General features: G+C 39.0%; 23 protein-coding genes. 1 reads left to right on the top strand and 22 read right to left on the bottom strand.

What is annotated here, in order from left to right; all coding sequences use genetic code 11:
* Positions 1 to 129: 129 nt before the first annotated feature.
* The 15 genes from ACYVM0_RS02585 to ACYVM0_RS02515 all read right to left on the bottom strand — a co-directional run bounded on the left by ACYVM0_RS02585 (position 130) and on the right by ACYVM0_RS02515 (position 15,982).
* Positions 130 to 333, bottom strand: coding sequence for a hypothetical protein (locus ACYVM0_RS02585; protein ID WP_460552020.1), 204 nt, complete (start codon positions 331 to 333; stop codon positions 130 to 132).
* Between the two features lie 198 nt (positions 334 to 531).
* Positions 532 to 960, bottom strand: a complete 429-nt coding sequence (locus ACYVM0_RS02580; RefSeq protein WP_460552018.1) for a hypothetical protein — start codon at positions 958 to 960, stop codon at positions 532 to 534.
* 54 nt (positions 961 to 1,014) lie between these two features.
* Positions 1,015 to 1,545 carry a GNAT family N-acetyltransferase gene (locus ACYVM0_RS02575; protein WP_460552015.1) on the bottom strand — a complete coding sequence of 177 codons (531 nt, stop codon included), beginning with the start codon at positions 1,543 to 1,545 and terminating at the stop codon, positions 1,015 to 1,017.
* Positions 1,546 to 1,796: 251 nt separating this feature from the next.
* The gene (locus ACYVM0_RS02570) at positions 1,797 to 2,918 is read right to left on the bottom strand and encodes a TIGR03118 family protein (protein ID WP_460552012.1); all 1,122 of its coding nucleotides are present in this window, start codon (positions 2,916 to 2,918) and stop codon (positions 1,797 to 1,799) included.
* Positions 2,919 to 3,096: 178 nt separating this feature from the next.
* A complete protein-coding gene (locus ACYVM0_RS02565; RefSeq protein ID WP_460552009.1) occupies positions 3,097 to 4,185 on the bottom strand; it encodes an NHL repeat-containing protein in 1,089 nt (362 codons plus the stop codon).
* A gap of 87 nt (positions 4,186 to 4,272) precedes the next feature.
* Positions 4,273 to 5,832 (bottom strand): T9SS type A sorting domain-containing protein, encoded by a 1,560-nt coding sequence (locus tag ACYVM0_RS02560; protein ID WP_460552006.1) that lies wholly within the window; start codon positions 5,830 to 5,832, stop codon positions 4,273 to 4,275.
* A 53-nt stretch (positions 5,833 to 5,885) separates the two neighbouring features.
* On the bottom strand, positions 5,886 to 7,424 hold the full coding sequence (locus tag ACYVM0_RS02555) for a T9SS type A sorting domain-containing protein (protein ID WP_460552003.1): 1,539 nt from the start codon (positions 7,422 to 7,424) through the stop codon (positions 5,886 to 5,888).
* A 54-nt stretch (positions 7,425 to 7,478) separates the two neighbouring features.
* Complete coding sequence (locus tag ACYVM0_RS02550) at positions 7,479 to 8,828, bottom strand: T9SS type A sorting domain-containing protein (protein WP_460552001.1); 1,350 nt, start codon at positions 8,826 to 8,828, stop codon at positions 7,479 to 7,481.
* A gap of 39 nt (positions 8,829 to 8,867) precedes the next feature.
* The gene (locus ACYVM0_RS02545) at positions 8,868 to 9,689 is read right to left on the bottom strand and encodes a hypothetical protein (RefSeq protein WP_460551998.1); all 822 of its coding nucleotides are present in this window, start codon (positions 9,687 to 9,689) and stop codon (positions 8,868 to 8,870) included.
* Between the two features lie 138 nt (positions 9,690 to 9,827).
* Positions 9,828 to 11,252, bottom strand: a complete 1,425-nt coding sequence (locus ACYVM0_RS02540) for an FG-GAP repeat protein (protein ID WP_460551995.1) — start codon at positions 11,250 to 11,252, stop codon at positions 9,828 to 9,830.
* A 97-nt stretch (positions 11,253 to 11,349) separates the two neighbouring features.
* Positions 11,350 to 11,703 carry a hypothetical protein gene (locus ACYVM0_RS02535; RefSeq protein WP_460551992.1) on the bottom strand — a complete coding sequence of 118 codons (354 nt, stop codon included), beginning with the start codon at positions 11,701 to 11,703 and terminating at the stop codon, positions 11,350 to 11,352.
* Positions 11,704 to 11,994: 291 nt separating this feature from the next.
* The gene (locus tag ACYVM0_RS02530; protein ID WP_460551990.1) at positions 11,995 to 12,441 is read right to left on the bottom strand and encodes a hypothetical protein; all 447 of its coding nucleotides are present in this window, start codon (positions 12,439 to 12,441) and stop codon (positions 11,995 to 11,997) included.
* A gap of 67 nt (positions 12,442 to 12,508) precedes the next feature.
* The gene (locus tag ACYVM0_RS02525; protein WP_460551988.1) at positions 12,509 to 12,787 is read right to left on the bottom strand and encodes a DUF4242 domain-containing protein; all 279 of its coding nucleotides are present in this window, start codon (positions 12,785 to 12,787) and stop codon (positions 12,509 to 12,511) included.
* Positions 12,788 to 12,936: 149 nt separating this feature from the next.
* Positions 12,937 to 13,287 carry a hypothetical protein gene (locus ACYVM0_RS02520; RefSeq protein ID WP_460551985.1) on the bottom strand — a complete coding sequence of 117 codons (351 nt, stop codon included), beginning with the start codon at positions 13,285 to 13,287 and terminating at the stop codon, positions 12,937 to 12,939.
* Between the two features lie 94 nt (positions 13,288 to 13,381).
* The gene (locus ACYVM0_RS02515) at positions 13,382 to 15,982 is read right to left on the bottom strand and encodes a helix-turn-helix transcriptional regulator (protein ID WP_460551982.1); all 2,601 of its coding nucleotides are present in this window, start codon (positions 15,980 to 15,982) and stop codon (positions 13,382 to 13,384) included.
* Positions 15,983 to 16,105: 123 nt separating this feature from the next.
* Between ACYVM0_RS02515 and ACYVM0_RS02510 the strand changes: the two genes are divergently transcribed.
* Positions 16,106 to 16,735 carry a DUF4242 domain-containing protein gene (locus ACYVM0_RS02510; RefSeq protein ID WP_460551979.1) on the top strand — a complete coding sequence of 210 codons (630 nt, stop codon included), beginning with the start codon at positions 16,106 to 16,108 and terminating at the stop codon, positions 16,733 to 16,735.
* Between the two features lie 630 nt (positions 16,736 to 17,365).
* On the opposite strand, the gene ACYVM0_RS02505 is transcribed toward ACYVM0_RS02510, so the two are convergent.
* The 7 genes from ACYVM0_RS02505 to ACYVM0_RS02475 all read right to left on the bottom strand — a co-directional run bounded on the left by ACYVM0_RS02505 (position 17,366) and on the right by ACYVM0_RS02475 (position 24,714).
* Entirely contained in the window at positions 17,366 to 17,986 is a 621-nt protein-coding gene (locus ACYVM0_RS02505) for a hypothetical protein (RefSeq protein WP_460551976.1), read from the bottom strand.
* An 8-nt stretch (positions 17,987 to 17,994) separates the two neighbouring features.
* Complete coding sequence (locus ACYVM0_RS02500; RefSeq protein WP_460551973.1) at positions 17,995 to 18,462, bottom strand: hypothetical protein; 468 nt, start codon at positions 18,460 to 18,462, stop codon at positions 17,995 to 17,997.
* A 141-nt stretch (positions 18,463 to 18,603) separates the two neighbouring features.
* Positions 18,604 to 20,391, bottom strand: a complete 1,788-nt coding sequence (locus ACYVM0_RS02495; RefSeq protein WP_460551971.1) for an AAA family ATPase — start codon at positions 20,389 to 20,391, stop codon at positions 18,604 to 18,606.
* 190 nt (positions 20,392 to 20,581) lie between these two features.
* Positions 20,582 to 20,911, bottom strand: a complete 330-nt coding sequence (locus ACYVM0_RS02490) for a hypothetical protein (protein ID WP_460551967.1) — start codon at positions 20,909 to 20,911, stop codon at positions 20,582 to 20,584.
* Between the two features lie 140 nt (positions 20,912 to 21,051).
* Positions 21,052 to 22,725 carry a hypothetical protein gene (locus ACYVM0_RS02485; protein WP_460551965.1) on the bottom strand — a complete coding sequence of 558 codons (1,674 nt, stop codon included), beginning with the start codon at positions 22,723 to 22,725 and terminating at the stop codon, positions 21,052 to 21,054.
* Positions 22,726 to 22,753: 28 nt separating this feature from the next.
* Positions 22,754 to 24,295, bottom strand: a complete 1,542-nt coding sequence (locus tag ACYVM0_RS02480; protein ID WP_460551962.1) for a hypothetical protein — start codon at positions 24,293 to 24,295, stop codon at positions 22,754 to 22,756.
* Between the two features lie 101 nt (positions 24,296 to 24,396).
* The gene (locus ACYVM0_RS02475; protein ID WP_460551958.1) at positions 24,397 to 24,714 is read right to left on the bottom strand and encodes a hypothetical protein; all 318 of its coding nucleotides are present in this window, start codon (positions 24,712 to 24,714) and stop codon (positions 24,397 to 24,399) included.
* Positions 24,715 to 24,782: the final 68 nt, after the last annotated feature.

Here is a 24,782-nt window from a genome sequence, read left to right as displayed (position 1 = left end):
CCATGTGATTGATCAAACTAATTAATAAAGCTATTTGTTTATGTTCTGCATGTTTAAAATTAATTCAGCTTATCGTAATTAATTTTGAATTTAATCTGTAATAGTTTTTTCTCAATTGCTATGAAGGAATTACCTTATTAATGTAAAGTTTCCCATACGTTGGTGTGATGAAATAGAATTTCCCATAGATCCAGATAATTTATTTTCAGTAAGTGTTGCAATAATTGCACCCAATGAGTTGGTAATTTGAACGCCCTGAATAATATAACTGGAAAGCAATCCGTTTAAAGAAACTTGCCGGATGATAATGAATACTCCGGAATTTTTATCCATATACCAATAGTGCGCTTTTATAAAATGCTTATCAAATCATTTCATTAAAACTGCATTTTTGATGTCGATTTATTGGATTGATATATCTCTTCACAAGAATAACAAACCGTTAGCTCCACAACAAATCATTACTATTTTTGCTGGTAAAAAAGCACTTATACAGGTACCTGCAACCGCCCTTCTTTCTGAACTGAAGATTCAACTCTCTGCATCCTCCCAGATTACAGAGCTTATTCTCCAGCTGTTTTTTGTGTTAATAAATTGAAATAGTTTATTCCCGGAGCCTTCAAAGTACGCTCCATTTAAACAGCCTCTTTTTTTATATTTTGAGTAACGCCGGGCTATGTTTCCAATTATCATAGTATCCTCTTCGGTTTCAAATTCCTCAAATTCAATCAATGTTCCATCAGTTAAAATAGTTTGTCGTGGTTTAATAAAAGATGCCAGGTTATACACTATTTCTTCCTCGCTGCTTTTTTTAATGATGATGGTTTCGGGGATACAAAGCATATATAGTGTATCACAATCAACCTGTCGCTGATTTAAATTGTTAAAAACATTATAGAATGCTTGTATCAAATCATCTATAATTAATTTGTCTTTTGTGGTTGTATAATTATTATTCATTTGCTTTTATTTAATTACAAGCCGGTTTAATTCAAATTACTGGTAAACAAAAAATCATAGCCGGTAGTTTTCCTTCATTAAACATAAAAATAATTGCGTTGTATATTGGCCTGCTGTTTTAAAATATTTTTCAAGCCTGCCGTATTCTGTAAATCCAAATTGTTTATACAGGCGTATTGCGTTTTCATTTGTATCCACAACGCCAAGTGCTATTTGCTCTATTTGTTTATTTTCAAAAGCCTTGTCAATTACCTGTTGTAATAGTTTTTTGCCAATACCTTTATTAGCATATTTAGTTTCTACAAACAATTGTACAATTTCGCCCCTATGCTGTTTTTTTAACCCCCTGGCAGCAATAAAACCACAAATACCAACCATTTTTCCCCCGGCAGAAAAAGCACCCACGGCAAAATTATTATCGTCTGCTTCTTTAATAGCCACCTCAAGTTTCAAAGATTTTGAATCAAACTCTTCCTCGTACGTAGCGCCAAAATTATCCGGGTACTGCATCAGGCAACTGAGCCTTACTCTTTTGTATTCGTTATAGTCAGCAGATATTAATTGACGATAAAGTACTGGTTGCATCTGGTAAAAAAATTAAAATGTAAAAATATTAATTTTCAATTAAGTAATAGTTTGCAGCCTTTACAGCTTGCGCCTGTTTTTCGCTGTTTTATTCTTACGGTGATCCGCAATAATAAACATTGAATACCTGAGCCGCAGCATATGTATTTTGCCACTTCTTTGGCAGCAATAAAAATAAAAGCCGCCTTTCGGTAGCTTTTATTCCTGTTATCCTATTTAAACCGTAAACGAAAAGTTTTGTACAGCAGCAATTATTTTTTTATGTAGCCAAACAAACCGTGTTTTTCGCCATCGGGGCCAGCAGCGAAAAACAGCAGATTATGATCAACAACGGTTGAGGTGGCCGGGGCAAATGCTATTCCCCAGAGACGCTCAATTTTTATGGGCTTACCATGGGCACGAAGTTGCCCCTGAAATTCACCTTCGGCATTGTAAGCATTAATGTGGCCGTCGCCAAAATTACCCACCAGAAATATATCCCCGGTCCTGGAACGATCCCCAAAAAAGCCGGCCGGAGCTTTTGTAATTCCCCAGGGAGCGTTTAATTGCCCCTGAGAAATAAAACGTTTTATAAACCTTCCGTCGGGATTATAGATATCAACAAATCCGTTTCGTGGCGATATAACGTCGGCGCCTGTACCAGGTTGTCCGTACATTACATAAAGCTTTCCATCAATGTTCTGAATATTGAGTGGTACATAACCATGTGGAAGATAAGGGTCAACAAATGTTTTGTTTACCTTTATCATGTTTTTATCAAACACATCAATTTTTCCCTGTGAAAAATTAGCAGCGTATAAAAAATTATTCCCTCCGTCTGCAGCCATTGCCAGGCCGAGATATACTTCACCGGAAGAATCGTCAGCCATTTTTATTGCGGCATTGCCTCCGTTCCATCCGGAGATCAATCCATCAGCCTCTGCAAAAATGAATCGTGCAGGATTACCATTGGGAAGTTTGAAATCTGTAGTTGCGTTAGCCACTATACCCGTAGGATGCCCGCCGGATGCTGTTGCATGAGAAGGAATTGTTACCACAGGCCTGGCTGAAGTACCATCAGCATTATAAATTGCACTCACTCCTTTTCCAAAAGATGTAACCCAGGCCGGTCCGGATGCAGGAAAAGCTATCCCCCATGCATTAACCAGGTTGGTATCAATATGCGCAGGGTTATATTCGCTATTATCTCCAACAAGATTTACCTGTTCAAAATCTTTCAGCGCTTTTCTATCATCAGGATCTATTTTAGCATCCAGTTCTGATATTGATTCTTTACCGGTGATTGGTGATTCAAGGTTACTTTTCTGACATCCCCAACCAAATAATAATACACTTAAAACAACAAGGCATTCTTTACTTAAGATTCTTTTCATTCTATTTTATTTTTTTGTGAATAATTAACTCTTTGCAGAGCATTTAAATTTTTACTGTGTATGCGGCAAAGCCAGTGCACCGTGGTGCAGAAAATTACACATCCTGTTGCAGCCGATTCTTGCTATCGGCGAGTTTGCTATTGGAAAGAAATCATTTCCTGTTTTTGAATAATTATTTTTATTCAAAACTTAGTTTACGTATGCGATGGTTACCAAGATCTGCCACATATATTTTACCCTGCGCATCTATCGACAAACCATTAGGGAAATTAAATTTTGCAAATTCGCCATCAGCATCCAGGAACCCGGCAGTGCTTCCAGCAATGGTAGAAACTATACCCTCCCGGGTTATTTTCCGAATACGATCACTATCTGTCAGATAGACATTTCCCTGCCCATCAATAACAAGATCACGAATATCTATGCTGAATTTCGCCGAATCAGCATTCCCATCAGCAATACCCGGCTTACCGCATCCTGCAAACGTAGTGACGTCGCCTGCAGTGGAGATTTTCCGGATACGAAAATTGCCCCTGTCTGCTATGTATAAATTTCCCTGCCGGTCAAATGCAATTCCGCCTGGAAAAGATAGTTGCGCAACACCAATATTGCCATTTCTGAAACCTGCAGTATTGCCGGTAATGGTACTAACAACACCGGTTACACTTATTCTTCGAATACGATTATTGATAGCATCTGATACATACACATTACCATTCACATCGGTAGCTAAGTAATTCCCTTGACCGAAGCTTGCGGTATTGGCATCGCCATCTGCAAATCCCGGTGTTTCTGTTCCGGCATACACTGATACTCCCCGTGCAGGTGTTAGTTTACGAATGCGTGGATCATCATCATCTGATGTAAAAAGATTTCCATCTGTATCAAGCGCCATGCTATAGGGATGTTTAAACCGGGCTGCTGTACCAATACCATTTTCAATACCAAACCCACTACCGCCTGCAAAATTGGACACTCCTCCATTTTCGATTTTACGAATACCGAAATTGAGGATATCTGTAACATACATTATCCCGTTGCTGTTGACTGCTACATCAGCAGGGAAATGGAATGTTGCGGATAACGCAGGACCATTGACAAACGACGCAGTACCATTTCCAGCAACTGTAGTAACGATCCATTTTTTTTCATTTTTGGGTGTTGTATCTTCAGATCGGGCTTTTTTGCAACCAGTATTCTGCTGAACAATTACAATAACCAGTAGAACTATACATACCTGGGCTCCTGTAATTTTATTTTTTTTCATTTGATTTTTTTTAATAATTACTGTGCGCTATGGCTTATTAATCCGCATTGTTGTTTAAAAACCATAGGGATCTACCGGATTTTCTGATTATTGCTTTACTACTTTTACGGTCTTTTTTATTTGTCCATTATTCCATTCTAACAACAGGGAATAAATACCTCTTGCCAATGTTGACACATCCAAAGCAAGCTGGTTACTCCCACTTAATAGGTTCACCCTTTGTGTTTTTACCAATGCACCTTTACTATCGTAAATATTTATAATACCCGGTGACGCATTACCGGTTGTAATATTTATAAACAGCTTGTCGTGTACAGGATTAGGCTTAACACTGAGCAGGTCATTTGTAGCAGTACAAGATGAACGGATGGTGTCTGTCTGATGTACTCTTCCGTCCAGATCGTATTCTACAATACGATAGAGATTATTTTCCAATGGCGCATAGTCCGTAAAGGAATAAGTTTGTTCAACACCGCTGTTGCCTGCTGCTACCTCGTTGCCAATTACTGTCCAGTGAATACCATCAATACTTCTTTCAATATCAAAATGACTGCTATTTTGCTCTTGTGCTGTTTTCCAGGTAAGTATTGCTTTACCTGACTGACAGTTTGCCGTAAACGAAGTAAAACGTACCGGTAATATTAGCGGAACTGAGTCTTCTGCATTGGTTATACCGGGCAGATCGGACAAGAACATAAAGAAAAGTCCATTGTCACTGGCAGCCCAAAGTTTATTTCCGGCGATATCCATCTTATAGGTAAAAAAATTGCGTACAATACTGAAGTTGACAAACGGATTTTGAAGAGAATCTTTTTTGATATAAAAAAAATCCGTGTTAAAACTAATGCCGTCGAAATTACGTGCCGATAAAAATATTGCCTGCTTTGCATTTACAATTGTTGCTGCATTGGAAATAAGGCTGCTGCCGGCAAGCGTCCAGTTAAGCCCATTATCTGTACTCATATAAAATCTGCCGCTACTGCCTGCCAAAAACAAACTATCATGTGCAGTGATTATATCATACACTCTTTCATTAGGGCTGATCTGGCCAAGCAGCAACCTTTCCTGCCACACAGTATCACCAGCCGGCAGATAATCATACATTGCATTTGCACCTGTTCCGGCAACCAGTGCATTATTATTACCAATAATGGACGTGATAATTAAACCTGTATTAAGGCCGTCGCTAAAGGGTAGCCAATCGTTTCTGCCAACAGGATTTAATTTGCAAATAATTTTCCCTAAATCCTCGGCTGTAGCTGCATACAAATCTCCTCTATATTCACAAAAGTCATTTACGGTTGCAGATGAACCTAGCCCGGTATTAATGCTTTGCCAGGTTGCACCACCATCCGGGCTTTTGAAAACACCATGTAATGGTGCAGCTGCATACAATTCATTTTTGAAAACAATAATATTGTTAATGATGGAACTAACCGGCGAAAGCCCCGGAATCGGAGTGGTTAAATTCCAGGTCTGTCCATTGTTATTGCTCACATAAATAACATTTGTACCACCGGCATATACAACGTTATCCTTATGAAAAAGCGTAAAAACATCAGACGCCGGTAATTGTTGAACCCTTGTCCATTGGGAAAATAAAGTTGAAAAAGATAGTAGTAATACCAGTGTAATTAAATATTTCATAAAAAATCCGAATTATTCGTTTGAAAAATCACAGGGATCAGCAGAGTCTTTGATTATTGCTTTGCTACCTGTATTGTTTTTTTTATTTGCCCATTATTCCATTTTACCAATACGGAATAAATACCTGTTGCCAGCACCGTCATATCTGTGGTAAGTTGGTTACTGCCGCGTAAAAGATTGGTGCTTTGTGTTTTTACCAATGCCCCCCTGCTATCGAAGATATCTACAGTAGCAGGCGATAGATTATCGGAAACAATATTTATAAAGAGTTTGTCGTGTACCGGATTGGGCCAAACACTTACCAGGTCTGGGGTAGTATTACAAGATGACCGGATGGTATCAGTCTGATATGTTCTTCCATCCACATCATATTCCACAATACGATAGAGATTATTTTGCAAAGGGGAATCGTCAGTAAAGGAATAAGTTCTTTCAACACTGCTATTGCCTGCCGCTGCCTTACTACCAATTACCGTCCAATGAATACCATCTACACTTCTTTCAACATCATAATGGTTACTGTTTTGTTCCTGTGCTGTTTTCCATGTAAGTATCACTTTGTGGGATTGACAGTTAGCCGTAAACGACGTAAACCGTACCGGTAATATCGGTGGAACCGAATCTTCTGCATTAGTTATACCTGGCAGATCGGATAAGGACATAAAAAAAAGACCTTTATCGCTTGCATCCCAGATTTTATTACCAACAATATCAATTTTCCAGGTAAAGTGATCGGTTACAACACTAAAACTGCGAAATGGGGTTTGCAACGAATCTTTTTTGATATACAGAAAAACGGTGTTGAAATTTACAAAATCAGTAAAGTATACTGCAGCAAGCAATGCCTGTTTTGCATTTACCAATGAAGTATTAAAGGCATTCAGCCTGTTGCCAAAAAGGGTCCAGCTTAAACCTTTGTCGGTACTAATAAAAAATTTACCGGTAGTACCAGCCCAAAACAAAGTATCATGTGCTGTAGTAATATCATAGGGCGCCTCAAAAGAACTTACCTGCGGCTGAAGGGTTCGCTCCTCCCAGGTATTGGAACTGGCAGGCAGGTAATCGTATATACCATTGCGGGATGTACCGGCCACCATTGTAGTGCTGGTGCAGGCGATAGCATTCACAATTGAACTCAAACTGCTAAGGCCGTTGCTGAATGGTAACCAACTGTTACCATTAACCGGATTTAATTTGTAAATAAATTGTCCGAACGTTGTTGCATACAATTCTCCTTTGAATTCGCAAAAATCTGAAACATCCAATGTATCATTGCCTGAAAAAATTTCCTGCCAGGTTGTACCACCATCAGCACTTTTTACAACGCCCCTGTTAGGAGCGGCAGCATACAACTCATTTTTATAAACTATGATACTTGTAACCAAGGGGGCTTGCAAAATAGTACTGGTAGAATCCCAGGTGAGTCCATTATTGCGGCTGATATAGATCAGCCCCTTTCCCCCTGCATACAGCGTATCACCTTTATGATAAAAGCTTGCAATTTCAGAAGGAGGCAGTTGCTGAATCCTGGTCCATTGCGAAAATGAAGTTGAAAATGTAAAGACCAGTGCCACTGTGATAAAAATTTTCATAAAAATTAATTTGATATTCGTTGAAAAAACATAGGGATTTACCGGATTTTCTGATTATTGCTTTGCTACTTGTATTGTCTTTTTTATTTGTCCGCTATTCCAATCTACCATTATGGAATAAAAACCTTTTGCCAATGTTGTTACATCAACAGCAAGCTGGTTACTGCCACGCAAAATATTTACCTGCTGTAGTTTTACCAATGCCCCCCTACTGTCGTAAATTTTAATATTGGCTTTCGATGCGTTTACTGCAACTATATTGATAAACATTTTATCGTGTACCGGATTGGGCCAAAGCCTGAACTCATCAGTTTGGTTACAGCCTGAGCGAAGTATGCCGGTGTATTGTACGCTCCCATTCAAATCGTATTCAGCTAAACGATAAAAATTATTTTGTAAAGGATTGTCATCGGAAAAAGAATAACTACGTGCTGTGCTGCTGGCACCTGCTGCAGGCTTGGTACCAATTACAGCCCAACTGGTAGCGTCACTACTTCTTTCAATATCGAAATGGCTACTGTTTAGTTCCTGTGCAGTTACCCAGGTTATGGCAACTTTATTGTTATCGCATTGTGCATTAAATAAAAGTAAACGCACAGGCAATGGGTTACCAATAGCTGATAAAGTAAATCGTCCAAAATTCCCAATGCCGTTTTTGCTGACAAAATTGTTGGCAGTATCTCTTGATGTAAAACCCAGACTTGTCCAGTTGGTATTATCCTGACTTACAAAAAAAGCCAATGCATTTTCATTAAGTGAATTTAATTCCGCATTAAAATAATTAAACCGGAGTGTTGCATTAAGATTGGCATTGTTGGCAGGAATAATATCGTAATACCGTTGGATTGAACTTCCTGAACCCGTACCATTTATTTGTGACTGATGCCCTCTTCTAATTGTAAGGTTGCCAAGGTTGGAAGCAGAAGTAATAAAAATTCCCAGGTTAGCAGGATTGGCATTGTTTGGTGCATTCAGATTGGTATTAAATAATACTTCGCCACCAAGGTTGCCAAAAGCCCTGCTGGTTTCCTGTTCGCCTTCAAGATGACCGGTAGCGCCAAGATCAACATCAAAACCATTAAGATTTAATAAACCCGATACAAAAAGAAGGCTTTGCTGTACAGCAATCGACCTTTGTAACCGTACTATACTATTATTCGTTTTATTTATTTCCAGCTGGTTAAATTCAACAGGCTGGCTACCGCTGATGGTAGAATTTCCATTGCCTGTGAAACTCGTTATGCTATTGCCCGCAACAAAACTTCCATTATTTATAATATTGGTATTTAGCAAGGTCAGTTGTGTATTTCCAGAAATAAAAAATTGTGCGCCCGGCGTTATCGTTAACTGTGCTGAAATTTTATAAGATGCCAACAGCAGGAATACCATCATTTTTATTTTCATACTTCATTTGTTTATTATTAATTAATTTGACATAGCACATTAGTAATAGGAATAGAAATATTTAAAATCAAATGATTGCCCTGTCATGGGGCCGCTTAACCATTTGCCGTTGCCTTTTTTTTGCAGTGGTGCATTATTGCTATCGTATATATAGCTATACTCTATCTGGTAATCAGCATTATCTCCGGTATGAATTATCATCCGCTCATTATTTTTCTGTAATTGCAGCTTCGCCAAATACACAAAGTGATCGAAGAACTCCGAATGAAGCAACTGAAAATCATCAACATTCAGTTTATTATCATATAGCTGATAACGATCTGTTGAGTTTTGCTCACTTGATCCATTAATCATAGGCCGATGAGTGCTAACTTCCATAAGATTACCATCAGCATAGTATGAAAATATCATCCGCTTATCAAGTATAAAGCCAGCTGCTGATTTTACTTCACGTTCCAGCTTTGTAAGCCTTGTACCCTCATAAGTGAGAAAAACCCTGGTAAAAACTATACCGTTGGAATCAGCATAGTTAATATTGCTTACCCTGCCATTATTGTCGTAGAAATATTGTAGTCTATCCTTGTTTACAAGAATATTATTTCTCATCTCCCTGATATTGTCGCCCTGATAAACAACGTCATACCTGGTGAGATCCGAAGCAAAGGATACGAAGTTTACTCTATCCAATGAATCATATTCAAAATGGTAATAAGGAGAAGGCAAAAATGGAATCGCAATTTCTTTCAGCAATACTAACGGCTTCGGTTGCGCCGGAGGCGAAGGTTTGTCGTCTATTTTATTTCTTTTACAGCACAACAAGACTATGCTTATTACCACGGCCAATAAATATTTGTAACGCATACTTTTATCTTTACTCTACACTAAATGATTAATGCAGTATTTTTTTTGATTTAGAAAAGGCTCAGTATATCCAACTTAATTATCCATAGAAGATGGAACACTTAAAAAATAAACCTAAAAAGAAGGTCCCGGAAAAATCTAATTTATCTTTCCAAAAATTGCTTTGCCACTTTGTTGTGCGTATGCCGGCATACCTACTAAAAAGCGCTTGCTTGCCCCGTCAATTGCAACCGCGTTACCAAACTTATCAAATGAGCGGGCCTGCGGATCTTTTGCGTTTTGCAGTGCCTGCCACTGTAAACCTATCCTGTCATAAATTATTACGTTACCAAATGCGGCATTTTCGTGAAAGGCATCTCCAACTACCAGGTAATTACCGGATACGCATACACTATTTCCAAATGTGCTTTGTGCAACGCCGGTGGGATCAGTTAATTTATCCATAAAATCCCACGACCCCCCGTTTAACCTGAAGGCAATTGCAGCACCTTTAGCAACACCATTAGCAGAAGGTGCACCTATTACCGCAAAATTGTCAGATAGTGATACCGTAATACCAAAAATTTCATTTGCATTGCCGGTTGAATCGGTAATTTTTTTATTGAATACCCAGTTGCTGCCGGTAAGTTTAAAAAAGCACGCAGAACCCTGGTCGGTATTTGTTCCGATATCATCCTGGCTTGCACCCACCAATATAAAATTGCCGGAAATTGCTACGCCGCTTCCAAAATCATCTGTCGGCGCCCCTGAGGGATCGGTAAGCTTTTGCACAAACACCCAGTTGTTTCCATTAAAATGAAAAACACTTGCTGAGCCCTGATCGGTATTTGCACCAATATCATCTACTACTGATCCCACTACTGCATTGTTACCAGATAGCGCTACACTGAATCCAAAAAAATCCGAAGCGGCTCCGCCGGGGTCGGTTATTTTTTGCATAAACACCCAACTGCTTCCGTTAAATTGAAAGATAAAAGCGGCACCCTGATTGGCATTTGCACCAACACTGTCTGTTGCTGCTCCTACAATGGCAAAGTTGCCCGAAATAGCTACACTGTTTCCAAAATTATCATTTGCTGTACTACCGGGATCGGTTAAATGCTGTGTTTGTATCCAGTTAGTTCCGTTAAACTGGTAAATGGCAGCATATCCTTTTCTTATCGTTCCAACACCGGGAACGCCTACAATAGCAAAGTTGCCCGACATTGCAACACTGGCTCCAAAGCCATCTCTTTCTGCAGCAGCCGAGTCAGTTACGGGGTAGTATTCAGCAATACCATTCATACTGCAATCGCCCCAACTACCAAAGCCAACTCCGCCAACAGCGTTGGTGGTGTTATTTTCTTGCCAGCTTGCATTACCCGCAGCATCACTGGTAAGTAATTTTCCATTACCGGCGTTGGCAGTAATTTTTACGGCATTGGGCTTAAGTGTATCTGCTTTTATATTACCAGCTACATGTAATTTTTCTAAAGGAGTGGTTGTACCAATTCCTACATTTTGTGCAGCACTGAACTTAACTGCACACATCGTGAACATAATAAGAGACAATATTTTTTTCATTACATCTAAATTTTAAAAATGGATTAATTGTTGCAAGAAAATTTATCAGCAAAGAAATTCCGGCTCAATAAACCACTCACTTTTTTAATTTGTTTGATTAATTATCAGGAGCACCACTATTTACCCAACAGATTATAGTATTTTTTTCCTGTGCACTTAAGCTGCTTCCCCGTGGCATTGCGCCCGAAACAACTGCATTTTTTATCGCTGCTGCAGCATTACTGATTTGGGTAAAATTGGTTAGTGCACCAGGGCCATTGCCGCTTCCATTGCCATGGCAACCAACACTTGTAGCACAGGAATTTTGCATAATTGGCAAAACCTTGGTTGCAAACCGGCTATCAATACCATCACAAGTCTGGGCAGTTACTTCCGTTTTTACAGGATTTTTTTTACACCCTGTGCATAAAGCAGAAAGTGATATAGCTAATAATATGATACTTGTACGCATAAAATTTTATTTTCAATTTTGAATAATATTTTGCAAAACTCTGCATTCTTCCTGCTGCTATTGTCAGAGGTATTCCCTATTTAAAAAAAACAATTCCCTAGCTGATGATATATACCAGGTACCTGTGTTAAATTTCTACACCTGAAATCTCATGATGTTAATCTTACAATAAACACTTTTAATGCAGGCGTATTTAGTAAAGAAAAAGGAGTTTTGCAGGTGTCACTACTTTCCAGGCACATGCGGCTATTGGCTCTGGTTCCTGCCATGGTGGCTAACACTCACTCGTTATTATTGCGTAATCTTAACTTTACGCAATATATTTCCGCCGGCACTTATTTTTATGCTGTATCTTTTGTTTTGTGTTTCCAATATTAACCTGTAAAAATTACCTTCGGCATTGGAAATTTCAAGCGCACTTATAAAATCAGCCCTGGAAAAATTTTTGCTAAATGTTTTCATCACTGCCAATGGTAACTCGTCAAATATCAGGTACCGTGCACAACCCTCCAGCTCACCGGTTTCCGAATTAAAATAAGCTTCCACCATATGGCCATCGAAAGCAAATATTGCAACCTGGTAGTCTCCGAGGTCACTCCATCGTACTGCGTTAACTCCGGTAAATTCTTTTTGGAAAGATTCTTTTACCTTACGATTTACAACAATCTCATCATCCGCAAGTGCTGTAGTTACTCCAACCGCCATCATAAGTATTAGCGATAATAAAATCCTTTTCATGTCCTGTTTCTTTATTGTTTTTATATTTATGGCATTTTTTATTGTAAAAAATAATTACTACCAGTTATCAGATACCATTACCTGTTACCGGATCAATTACTGCCTTTACTTCTGCAATTGTGTTAATTGGAAATTTGCCTAACCTGGCATGTTCCCTTATCACATCTTCACTTTCTGCCACATGAATACAATAAATTTTATCTCCTGTAACAAAAGATTGTATCCAATGATACGGTTTGCCTAAATGGTTAATAACTTCACATGAAGTTTTAGAAATTGACTGCAATTCTTCCTTAGAAAGATTTCCGGCACCAGGCAGGTTTCTTTCAACAACAAATTTTTTCATACCTAAATTTTTAATGATGATTTAAGAGTACAAAATTGTGGCAACCGCCTCTCTTTGCTGTAAGATGTTTCCCCTATTTATCAGATCAGATTCCCTATTTTATCATTAAAGGGCAGTATCGGTATGTTTGATCAGAACGACTAACATTTTTACAATTCAATGGTTGAAAATTTCTCAATAAAGTAAGCAGTGTGCTTTGCATATTCAATATTAAAAGTTTCCATCTTTTCATTTCCAAATGCAACAATCAGGTTTTTCAGATCAGCAGTTTTAAATTTGCCCTCACCTGGTTGCTCAAAATACTCCCGGTTAATTAGCATTTCATAATACCAGTTGTAGAACTCAATTGCCCAATCAAGAATTTCTGCTAATCCTCCCACATAAGCTGCATAATTTTTTTCGGTATTTAATAAAAACAAGGGCCTGATAAATTTTTCTGCCAGGCAATTGGCAATCATTTCAATAAACCAGGTTTCAGGATTGTATTCCATGATCTTCATTGCAATAATTTTTGTGATGCATATGTCCACAAAATTGCCATCACTTCTACTGTTTAATCACAGAGAAGTGCCCTATTTAAGAATGAGAGATTACCTATTTTATGATTTGCAGCCGGAGCGCTTCGCTTACTGCTTTTGTACGTGAGTTTACGTCCAGTTTGAAGAGTATAGAAGATATATGGTGATCAACTGTTTTAGCGGATATAAAAAGCCGGCCGGCAATTTCTTTATTTTGCAGGCTTTCCTTCAGCAATTGTAAAACATCTAATTCCCTGTCGGTTAAAAATAAAGGGTTTGACTGTGTAGTTTTTCTTATACCGCGTGGGATATTTTTAATTCCCGCAGTTCTCATTTCTGATTTCATTTTTTCATGTACTGCATCGGCACCTAAACCCTGAACAATTGTGAGCGCCTTTCGCTTATCATCTTCATTTCCTTCAAATAAAAGAAGTGCTTCATTATATGGATTTTCTTTCTTTTTCCACAACGCAGCAGCCTTTTGCGCTTTTGATACACTGCCTGTTTCATAGCCTTCGTACATATGTTCAAGTGCAAGATGCTGACCTCTTGCCTTTAGCAACCAAAATGCGAATTCACTGTTAGCATATATATTCCCCATTTTTTCGGTCCTTTTGATCGTACTGTCGATAGTTTCCTCGTCAATAAACTGCTGTCCTGTTATCCATTCATATTCCAAAAAGGCTGTCATTACCTGGATAATTCTTTGCAGCTCCATCGTTTCAAATGCTTTACTTTTTGCTTCTGTCAGAATATTGAGCAAACCTTCATTATCACCTCTTCGCATCTTAACCGTTGCCAAAACTGTAAGGATGTAAATTTCAATAAGTTTAGTCTGTTCTCCATTTTTCATAAGCATCTCCGCAACATCGCAGGCTTCATTCCAGTTGCCTGTTTCCAGTTTTAGTCTTGATTTAACTGTCAGCATATATATAACCCATAAATCCAGGTCATTCTCTTCGCAATATCGAATACCTGCTTCTAAATACTTTTTTACAAGTTCATTATCCTTAATAATAATTCCATTGTACGCAAGGTTGGTGTATGCCCTTGCAGCATGTTCGTGATAAGAATTTTGTAATGCAATGCCAAGGTTTAGTTCAAGTTTTTCAACTCCTTTTTGGTGAAGAGCAGGGATTCTGATCTGTGCAGAACCTACATTACCTAATGCATCCGAAAGGATCGCATTATCAGATAACTCTTTTGCCATAGCAATGGCTTTTTCTCCCCAGTATATGCATTCGTCAAGTAAATCGGAGAACATCTTTAGCTGTGATAAATTACTGTAGGCCATTGCTTTTGCCCGGGAAGAAGGCTGATTATCGAGCACTTCAATGGATTGTGTCGCAAATTCTTCAGCCTTTTTCAGGTTATCATTGATCCACCATAGCCATGATAAAAAACGCAGGCAATTCCCGATTTTTTCTTTATCCGAATTTTCTTTTAATAATGGCAGCGCTTTGCTGCTGTAAATTATGGCCTCTTTGGTTTGGTTGGTAAGGTAGCACTCATAGGCATAGGCTTCATATAATTGTATCAAAAAATGCTTGTCATTTCCCTGGTAATATTCAATTGCAGATAAATACAATTTCGATGCTTCTGTATGAGCGCCGACAGCTGCCGCACTCCCGGCCGCTAAAAGAGCGTATTGAACCACTTTTTCATATTCATTCGCATTTTTTGCATGATGAACAATTCTTTCTATCTCGTCATTTTGCTCAAACCTATCCTGGAAAAGATCAAGTATCCTCTTATTTAAAAAAATCCTTTTGAGCGGCGATAAAGAGCTTTCAATTGCTCTTCTGAACAATTCATGTTTAAAATAGATACGCCCTTCGTTGATAATAAGAATATGGGTATTAATACAATTTTCAATAGCCGATGCATAGGCAGGCTCAATTTTTTCGAGATATTTTATTTCAAAACTTGAAGGAATAACGGAAAGCAATTCCCAAATCAGTTTTGTATTTTCCTTAGCACTGTTATATGTAGAAAGAATTGCGTTTTTTATATTGTCAGGTATCCCCTTACTATAACTTGCTAATATTTCATTAACATAAAAAGGATTACCGCCCGAAATTTTGTAAACATCCTCGCCACTATACCCTTTTTCGAGAGCCATTTTTTCAACTGCCTCCCTGGATAATGGTGCAAGTTGCAAATGGGTGAAAGAATCCGGAGGCAGGTGCCCCAAAACATTCCTAAGAGGATGCCGGGAATGGATTTCATTATCACGATAGGTAAGAATGAACAGGCAGGGTAATTGAGTAATACGCCTTACAAAAAACTTTATAAAATCAAGTGTGGCCTCATCTGCCCAATGTATATCTTCAAAAACAATTATTATTTTTTCTTTCTGATTACTTAATTCACGAAAAAAACCTGCAAATAAAGCCGAACGTTCTTCAACATGATGGCCACCGGGTTCAACATTGTGGTTTACCTGCCACATTACGTCATACAATGGTGCCAGGGGCCTTGGGGTAAACAAAGAATCACATACTCCCTGGTAAATATTGCAATACTCTTTTTGTGCCTTACAAAATACTTTTACCAAAGCAGATTTACCAATACCTGCTTCCCCACTCACCAATACACAATGCCCTTCCCCCGCTTCAATATTTTTAAAGTGTGTTTGCAGCAACGCTAAAAAACCGTCTCTTTCTATCAGCTCCATATCGCAATTTGTAAAATAGAGTATAATTATTCCAAAATAGGGAAAACACCTTAAACGTCAAAGGAAAACAAAAGGTTGCTTTGTGCATTAAATCAAACTTTATTATTTTAAAACTTATTAATTATGAAAATTTTCTTCGGGCTGTTGACCAGCATGATCTTTATTCACCCGTTTGCAGGAATTGCACAAACAACTACAAAAGACAAAATTATCAACACAAAAGGGAAACATCTTTACATAGATGTTCATCAGTTAACCCCTGGCAAAGTAAAATATGATGAGGTGGCCCAGGCTCATGCCAAAGATCTGATCGCCGAAAAAAAACATGGCGTACATTTTATTAAATACTGGGTTAATGAAGATAAAGGGCTTGTGTATTGTCTATCGGCTGCCGTTGACACGCAATCAATTGTAAAAACACATGCCGAAGCTCATGGCCTGCTACCTGCACATGTTTACCGCGTAACAGATGGCCAATATGCAGACTTGACCAGCGAAAAGAATTTATTCCTGGATATTCATTACCTGGGCGCCGGAAAAGTAACTGCAAAGGATGTAGCGGCTGCACATCAAAAAGATCTTACGGTACAAAACAAATTTGGTGTAAATTTTATTAACTATTGGGTAGATGAAAAAGAAGGTACCGTGATTTGCCTGTCCCAGGCAAAAGATTCAAGCTCAATTATTAAAACTCATAGTGAAGCGCACGGGCTTATACCGGCGCTCGTATTAAAAGTTAAACAGGGTGAATAGCATCCCCGGCACTTTTATATCGGGCTGCATTTAAGATCGGGATCCACGATTGCAATAACATTTTATAGTTTGTGTAGCTACACTCTATAAAATGTTTGTTGCAATAGCATTTGGAGAGAAAAAACGAGGCTCAAAGTGTTTCACCATTTTTTATTTAGCAAATGAATTATTTGATTTTGATGCAGAAACGAAGAAGCGTAAGGACTCCGCTTATTTTATATCTTTCTTTTAAACTGAAATTCCTTGTCTTGCTGATAAGTTTTGAGTATCACCGGGAATAGAAAATGACTACTGAGTTACTATCCTTTCAAAGCAATTTACTGCCTGTAGTTTGCAAAATCAGAACATTAAGCAGCAGAGTTGATCTTATAGTTTAACAAATAAAAGTCTATCTTAAAGAATCAAGTGTTTTATTATTTATAGCTATAGCTATTGCCGGTTCAAATCTTATGCCGGAAGATATGGTCAAATTGCAAACTATGAAATTCCGATGTGCACTTTCTTACTCATCGAAGCAGAATCCGGTTCTTTGCAACGTTGATTTTAAATGTAGTATCTGAATTACGCTTATAGAATTTCAGCACAAAACAAAGAGGAATATCTTCTGCCCTGTACTGTAGTAACGATTCACTATTTGCTTTTATAAACCTCAAATATATAGCATAGCCAGGTAACGCTATCTTTGTACAGCCCTTTAAAATACCAGGGATGGAAGCTGGGTGTAACATACAGGCTAGTGCCGGGATATCTTTCGGAAACATAACGATCCTTACTATCAATAGCAGGTAAATGGTCTTTATCAACAGGCTCAAAACCCAGTTCTTTAAACTCATTTAGTAAACTATCAGCCATTTTTTTTGTATGTACGGTATGGGCTGTACGCCATGAAGCCTGTGGGTTTACATCCACGTAAAATGTGGAGGCAGGCATTGTTAACTCGTTGCCAGAGCTATCCCTTATGGTAATGCTCTTAGCCGCATTAAACTCGCCTTTATACCCTTGTACAAAATCGGTAGTATGGTTTTTCATAAACAATTGCACACAGGACAGATCATTACATTCTGCAAGTTGCACCAGCGCTGCAGCGTTGAGCATATCCTGTTTCGGTGCAAGTTGCTCAAGGGTTGATCTGTCTTCCGCCTGTATGCTATCCAATTCGTCAATACTTACGGCCCGCTTGTTGGTGGGGTTTGCGCAGGCCGTCAAACCAAATAAAACAATAAGAAAAAAATATTGAGGTAGGCAATGCATAGTTTATGTTATTGCTTTACACGATAAAAAAGCATAGTAGTTGAATCGGAGTTCGTATTGGCTTTCAGGCTGAGTACATCTACATTTCTTTTGGTGGCATAGGTAGTTTCTATAAAATGATTAATGATGGTATCGCCTTTATCGCTCACTGCTACCAGGCGGGAATATTGCCAACTATCATTACCCGCAACGGCGTCCTGTATAATATACTTCCCTGCATATTTAACAGGATCTTTCGACGTACCCTCATCTATCTCGTAACTGAAATTCCCATCACGTTTCAGGCGAAAGGTTACCAATACGTTACCGTTTTTCTGCGCCCATGTTCCAAGGTGCGAATCGCCATCATACATATCTGAGCGTACAATATCTATATCCTGTATTTTTTCTCTTTTACGATCCATCCAATGCCTGACCGCAAGGAACGCAGCTACACAAAGGAGTGTGAAAAGAAAATATTTAATGTTATTTGTCATGCCCTTGTTTTAACTGCTGCTTTCAGCTGCAAGATAAAAAAATCAGCAATTGGAACGCATCTAAGTAAGTGCCGGTTTTACTCCTCTGAATGAAGACATTTACAAGCTTGTTTCTTTTTGTTCATCATGTAGCAGCAAGTTTTATTTATTTGAATGCACAAACCCTATCATGTTCCTTTGCTGGCCTTGTTTCTGTCGTTCAAGCTCATTAATATCAAATTCTTTCACATCACTTAAAATTACCGTACTCAACATTTCGGGTGTGCGGTCTTCTTTGCGCATTACAGCCAGCCGTAAGTTTTGATTCTTTACACACTCCGCTACTATCTGCCTTACCGTACGTGCATTGCCAAAGTTGGTGTCCCTGTTTTCAAACAACCAAATCAAGTAATTTTTCAGGTGTGCCGAAGCCTCCTCATCCGGCGATACACCTTCGCCAGTAAACAATGCCGTAGTAATGCTCCACATTTCTTCAGGTGTATAATCCATAAATTGAAAATACTTATCAAAACGGCTGCGTAGTCCGGGATTACTGTCTATAAAATCCTTCATATTGTGTGGATAGCCGGCCACTATTACGCCTATCCTGCCGCGGTTATCTTCCATATATTTTAAAATGGTAGCAATGGCTTCGTTGCCAAAATCATTTTCTGAAAGGCCCCTGCCTGCAAGCGAATAAGCCTCGTCAATAAATAAAATGCCACCGAGCGCTTTATCTAATTTTTCTTTTGTTTTGGTAGCCGTTTGCCCTACATAGCCTGCCACCAATGTTTCCCGGTCCACCTCTACCAGGTGCCCCTTTTCCAGAATACCCATTCCGGTGTAAATGCGTGAAAGCAGCCTTGCCACTGTAGTTTTACCCGTACCGGGGTTACCGGTGAAAACAGAATGCAGGGAGAACTTATGGAGAAAATCTTTACCGGTTTCCTGGTAAAATTTTACCAGTGTTACCATTTCGTTTACATCATTTTTAATATTGGCCAGCCCCGTCATTGCATTGAGTTCAGCAAGGCTTTCGTGCAAAATGGCTTCCGGTGTAAGGGATGTGGTATCATTTTGTGCAGCCGTCATTGGTTTGCCTGCTGCGTTACCCGGTTTCCCTTTTTGCATTGTTCCATTCCCCTCTTCCCATTTATCACCCATTTGAAAGGCCTGGCTTCCAACTAAGGTTTCCATGAAATACACCTCCACACTATAATAATTATTTGCCCATTGTCCGGGGGTTGCGTTACCCCATCCGCTGCTGACAGCATAAGTACGGTCCTGCGTATTGGGTTGCACATACATTAACTCTGATGACTTGCCTTTGAACAACCCGGTGCTATCTAAATAGTGAAAGAAAAATTCTGCATAAAAACCCTTTTCTGTCTTGCTTTTAAATTTTATTTCGGCACATACATAGCGGGTTTCATCCTTTTTAAATATGCTATAGTTTTTTCTTTCTGTATCTGCGTTTATCGTCGGTTCACTTTCAAATAATTTCATGGATGCTATTGCAATATATCCGTTGCCGGTAAAAGCATCCGGCCCAAGGTCTTCTACATGAAAAATTGTTTCGGCAACTACCTTATCATCTATTATTACATTCCATGAAAAATCGCCGGTCCTCCAGTAATCTCCGGGCAAAGAAGTGCCCCAGCTTTCCCGTATGTAAATAATATTTTCAGTTTTACTTACTGTACGGGTTTGCGGCCGGCTGCAAAGTTTTGTGGGATTGGAGGTTTTGGTTGTACACTCCAACGTAACGTTCAACTCCCAGTCTTCTTCATCAAACAATTTATTAAAAAAAGAAAATTCCACAAAAATGTAACTCAATTCATAGCGATCAAATACACTCCGGTATTTTTTACTGCCATCGGCCATCCATTCATCGCTGCCATATACTTTTAATCCCCTTACAACAAATTTTGATTGCATTGCATTTTCCATAATAAGAACTGCTTATATTTTTTTAAATTTCTGGCACCGTTGTATATATCAACAAAATACTGATCCCCCTGTTATAGTCACCTATAATATTGCGGTTACATCATCGGGTATAATCATGCATGCTTTTTGTTTCGCCATCCCCTGCAGCTTCAATATCCCCTGCTGTTGTTTGTAGTTTTTTTTTGGCAAACTATCCTTTAATGAATTTCAGTAAAGAGTCAACACTCCTATTAGTAGTCTTCATGCGATCCGGTACAACACCTCTTAAACGAACACTGTCAACAGGCCTGGGAATATTTTGACTTCCTGTAGCCGGTTTCATTTTAGCAGCACTCCTGGCGCTATCAACCGGGCTTGGAAAAGCCTGCGTTTCATTTTTAACTTGCTTCTGTTGCTTTTTCAACTCCTGACTACTCCCTTCCCTATGCTCAATTACACCAGTACTTTTGGTTTTTTCCTGCTGTGCTTTTAACCCTCCAAAAAGGAAAAGTAAGATTGCCAATAAAAAGTATTTTTTCATACTGTATTTTTTAAGATCTTTTATCGCTACACGGAATTTTGCATAAAAGTTTTCATTGCAGCAGGTATGTATACGCTTAAGAAACATTTATACTCCGTTTCGTAACCAACAATTATTAATTCATTACTAAAAAATTATTTTTACAGATTCCTGTTTAAATATTGACTCCTGAATTCAATCGTTTCTTTAGCTGTCTTTGATATTACAGTGTCTTTATCTACAGACAGTTTCCCCAGCAGCAATGTTACTTCTTCATTGTCGATAAGCCTCGTTGCAAAAACTGCAGCTTTTCGTATTTCAGCCGACACTAAAGGACTGGAGATATAAGAAGCAAAGGCCGGCAACAAACGGTAAGCGCCCGTGTTACCATACACGAGCAATTGCTGAAGTGTATCCTGGCTGTTCTTCATATTTTCAACTACAACATCTGTCAATTCATCTGCCTTTTGTTTATCTGTGTGCGCCAGGTTTTTTATCATGCCACCCAGGGTAAGCTGGGCTGTTGTAGTAATGAAGGCATTTGTTCTTTTGGTAAAAGCCAGTTCTTTAACAATGTCAGCCGCCATTCCGGTTGGCGTTGGTGTGGTGGCCAATACCGGTAGTAATTCAGTCATCACCGCTTCGTCATTTCCACGCTCTGCTATTATCAAGGCCAGTTCATTTATGGAAAAAGAAGTTTCAACAGCAGCCATAGCACGACTTATCACCCTGAACATCCCAGACCCCGGCGCTGCATCCTTAAGTACTGCTGCCATTTTGATACAATCTTTTTCAGAAAGCCACGCCAATGCCCTGAATTTTTTAGCCAGGTCATTTTCATATTCCTTATCATGCATTTTCATTACTCTCATCTTCAGCATCAAAGTTTCAAGGTTGTCTTCAGCAAGCGTATTTTTATAAGCCAGCCTGTTTATCTCTTCGTCTGAAATAGGATCGCTTAATGCAACTGGTGCCAGGTATCTTCCCGAATGTTCAAGCTGTTTAAAAGCTGATATGTCTTGTTGGCCAATGGTTCTTACTGATAAGAGTTTATACTCCATACTACTTCCCGAAGCAACAATGGTATCTGCACCAAACAAAGTAACAATTGATTCTGACGTTTGTATTCTTTGAACTGTGCCGGATGTAGTAGTAACGATCGTGGTTTTACTGTCGGGCAGTAACTTTTGTCCTTTTTTTGCTGATTTTATTTTTATAAACCCGGTATTTATTTTCGTGTATTCCACACTGTCTTTCCCCTGGTGAACTACCTTATAATCTGCTTTAAATAACCCAACAGTATTTTCTTCAGTTACCTGCCAGCTATTCTTTGCGCCGTGAAGGAATACCGCCTGCGTATTGCTGAGTATATTTTTTACAATACCTGCTGTTAAATAAGATACGGCCGTGTCTGTCTTTACAGACAGTATATTACCTGCAATGGTCATATCTGCAAAAACAGGCAGTGCCATTTCTTTTATGATCATACCTGCATCTACAGGCAAAGTACTGTTTTCAATTTTTACATAAGGCTGTATTAATTCAAAGCACACATGCATACTGTCACCTGAAGCACCAAGGATTGTTTTTTTTATATTACATTGAATATTCACGCCTATCACTTGTACTGAAGATCTGAAAAAAAAGGGTTGTGCCTTAACAGTAGAGTCTGTATTATAAAGCATCTGTATATCGCTATACCCTGTGCCTTCGCTGGTGTAGGAATAGACAAGTTGTTCTCCGGCTTTTCCACTATCAAAAAAAACAGGTTTACTATTATAACAGCTACCCATAGGTGCAGATAATAACATTATTGAAACAAGTATTATTCGCATGAAAAAACATCAGGAATGAACACCTGGTTTACAGATTAGCTAATACATAATTACTGCCGCCATCCACAATGGTGCCGGATGCTTTAAATCCACCCCATGTAAAAAAATTAACCTGTCCTATACGATGGCATGCATCCACTACCGGAACACAAACATCAGCATAACCATACAGGCGGCCGCTTAATACACTCAGGTCGTAACCCATATAATAGTTATAGCCAACAACAATCTGGCTGGAGGTTTGAGACCAGATGCCCACATAACTGCTAACAGGTATATTGCCATGTATAAAAGTGAGTTCCCCTCCTACACCAAGCTTGGCCACTCCGCCAAGCGATACACCGGCTTCAATATAACCTTTCAGATCTACTACAGGGCCGGCTTCCAAAGTTGCAACAGTACGGTAAACGCCACCATTGTAATTAAGACCCACCTCTCCTTTTACGCCTATTTTGCCACTAAAGCCAATGCCGCAACAGATAGGCATATTTACCGGGAAAGATTTATCAACAGATCTTGCATTGGATTTGCTAAACGTTTTTGACTGTGTAACGCTTTCATTCATGCTAAGGATAGTAATACCTGCCACGAGGATCTGTGCTTTGGCTGACATCTGTTTGGTGGAATCGGAAGGCGCATAAAATTCAACTCCTCCTGATAAAAGATCCAGCGAATTGCCAAAGAGCCCCCCATATACTTTAGCATTGGCACTTACCCTGAATTCTGACATACTTTTTCCAGGGCTTTCCGGGTTAAACGGATAAATTTTAGCATGCCGCACCAGGCTTACTTCCACACCAGCTTTAAAAGTTGACATAATGCCAAACGACCAGTCCTTTGCAGATGTTTCATCGATCACTTTCAAGGCAGCCGATGAAGAATTATTGCCGGTACTTAAGGTCAGGTTCTTATTGGGATTTGTAACTCCGGTAACCGGAAACCGTTTCGCTGTTTTAATACCACCAGCAGATGCCGCAGCTGATGCGGATAACACTCCCGAAGCATTTACTGCAAACCTCGTATCCTCCAGCTTTTCTTTCTCTGCATTGTTGTATTGCCCAAAAGGGTTTAGCGTAACGCCGCTTACCTGTTTGGTAGTAGCCGAAAGCATCTTAAGATCGCTCTCTGATCTTAACGGGCTGATGCTTTTCGACATTTCCGGTACCCTTCCATCCAGTTCGGAAGAAGGTGTAACTATATCGATTACTAATGCCGACTCCTTATTCCTGATAGAATAACCCTGGGCATTCTGTTCTTTTTCAATCTCATTCAATTTGTCAAAAACCACTTTGGCCTTATCATTTCTGTCATTAACGGTGATAGTTTCATCCGGGTCTATCCTTTTCCCCTTTTTATCAACCATTTCAATTGGCCTGAAGGCAACAGGCGCTTTTTTTTCTACTCTGCGTCTGCTGTCAGATTCCGGAATGGTCACCTCCCGCAGGTTCTGCTTCAGTACAGGATTTTGCCCTGCGGTTTGCTTTAGCCGCATATATGGGTCCTGTGCTGCTGCCTGGTGAATACCTGTAAAAAACAAACAAGGGAGAAGAAAAAAGAATATTTTTTTCATGGTTTTTAAATTTATCTGATGACGAATAACATTTGGTACGTTTACAGAAAGTCGTTAATAATTTTGCTGACGTCAGCAATTTATTTTAAGATATAATCTGCTTAGTTTTGACCAGGGGGTTTAATTGCAACAGTATCGGTAAGTGGCACTTTGCTTTGAGCAGTATCACTGGTTACCCTATTTTTTTTATCCTTCTTTTTAAAAAGAGATTGTATTTTTTTCCCTGCTTTGTTTAATACCGTATCAGTCACATTGTCTGCCGGGCTATTGATGGTTTTGTCTACAACCTTGTTGGTGGACCGGTCAACTGAATTGTCAACAGCAGTCTTTGCTTTTGTTTTGAGCACCTTCAACAATTGCGCCTGCGCCATACTCACTGCCCCAACGGAGAAAAGGAAAATAAAAATTATTCTTTTCATAATTTCAAAAGTTTTTATTTAACAGCATGAACACGGGCTTTTTTTATTGCCAGTCGTCATTGCCTCAG

Source organism: Ferruginibacter profundus, from assembly GCF_054783275.1.
This window is presented reverse-complemented; position numbering and strand designations above follow the sequence as displayed.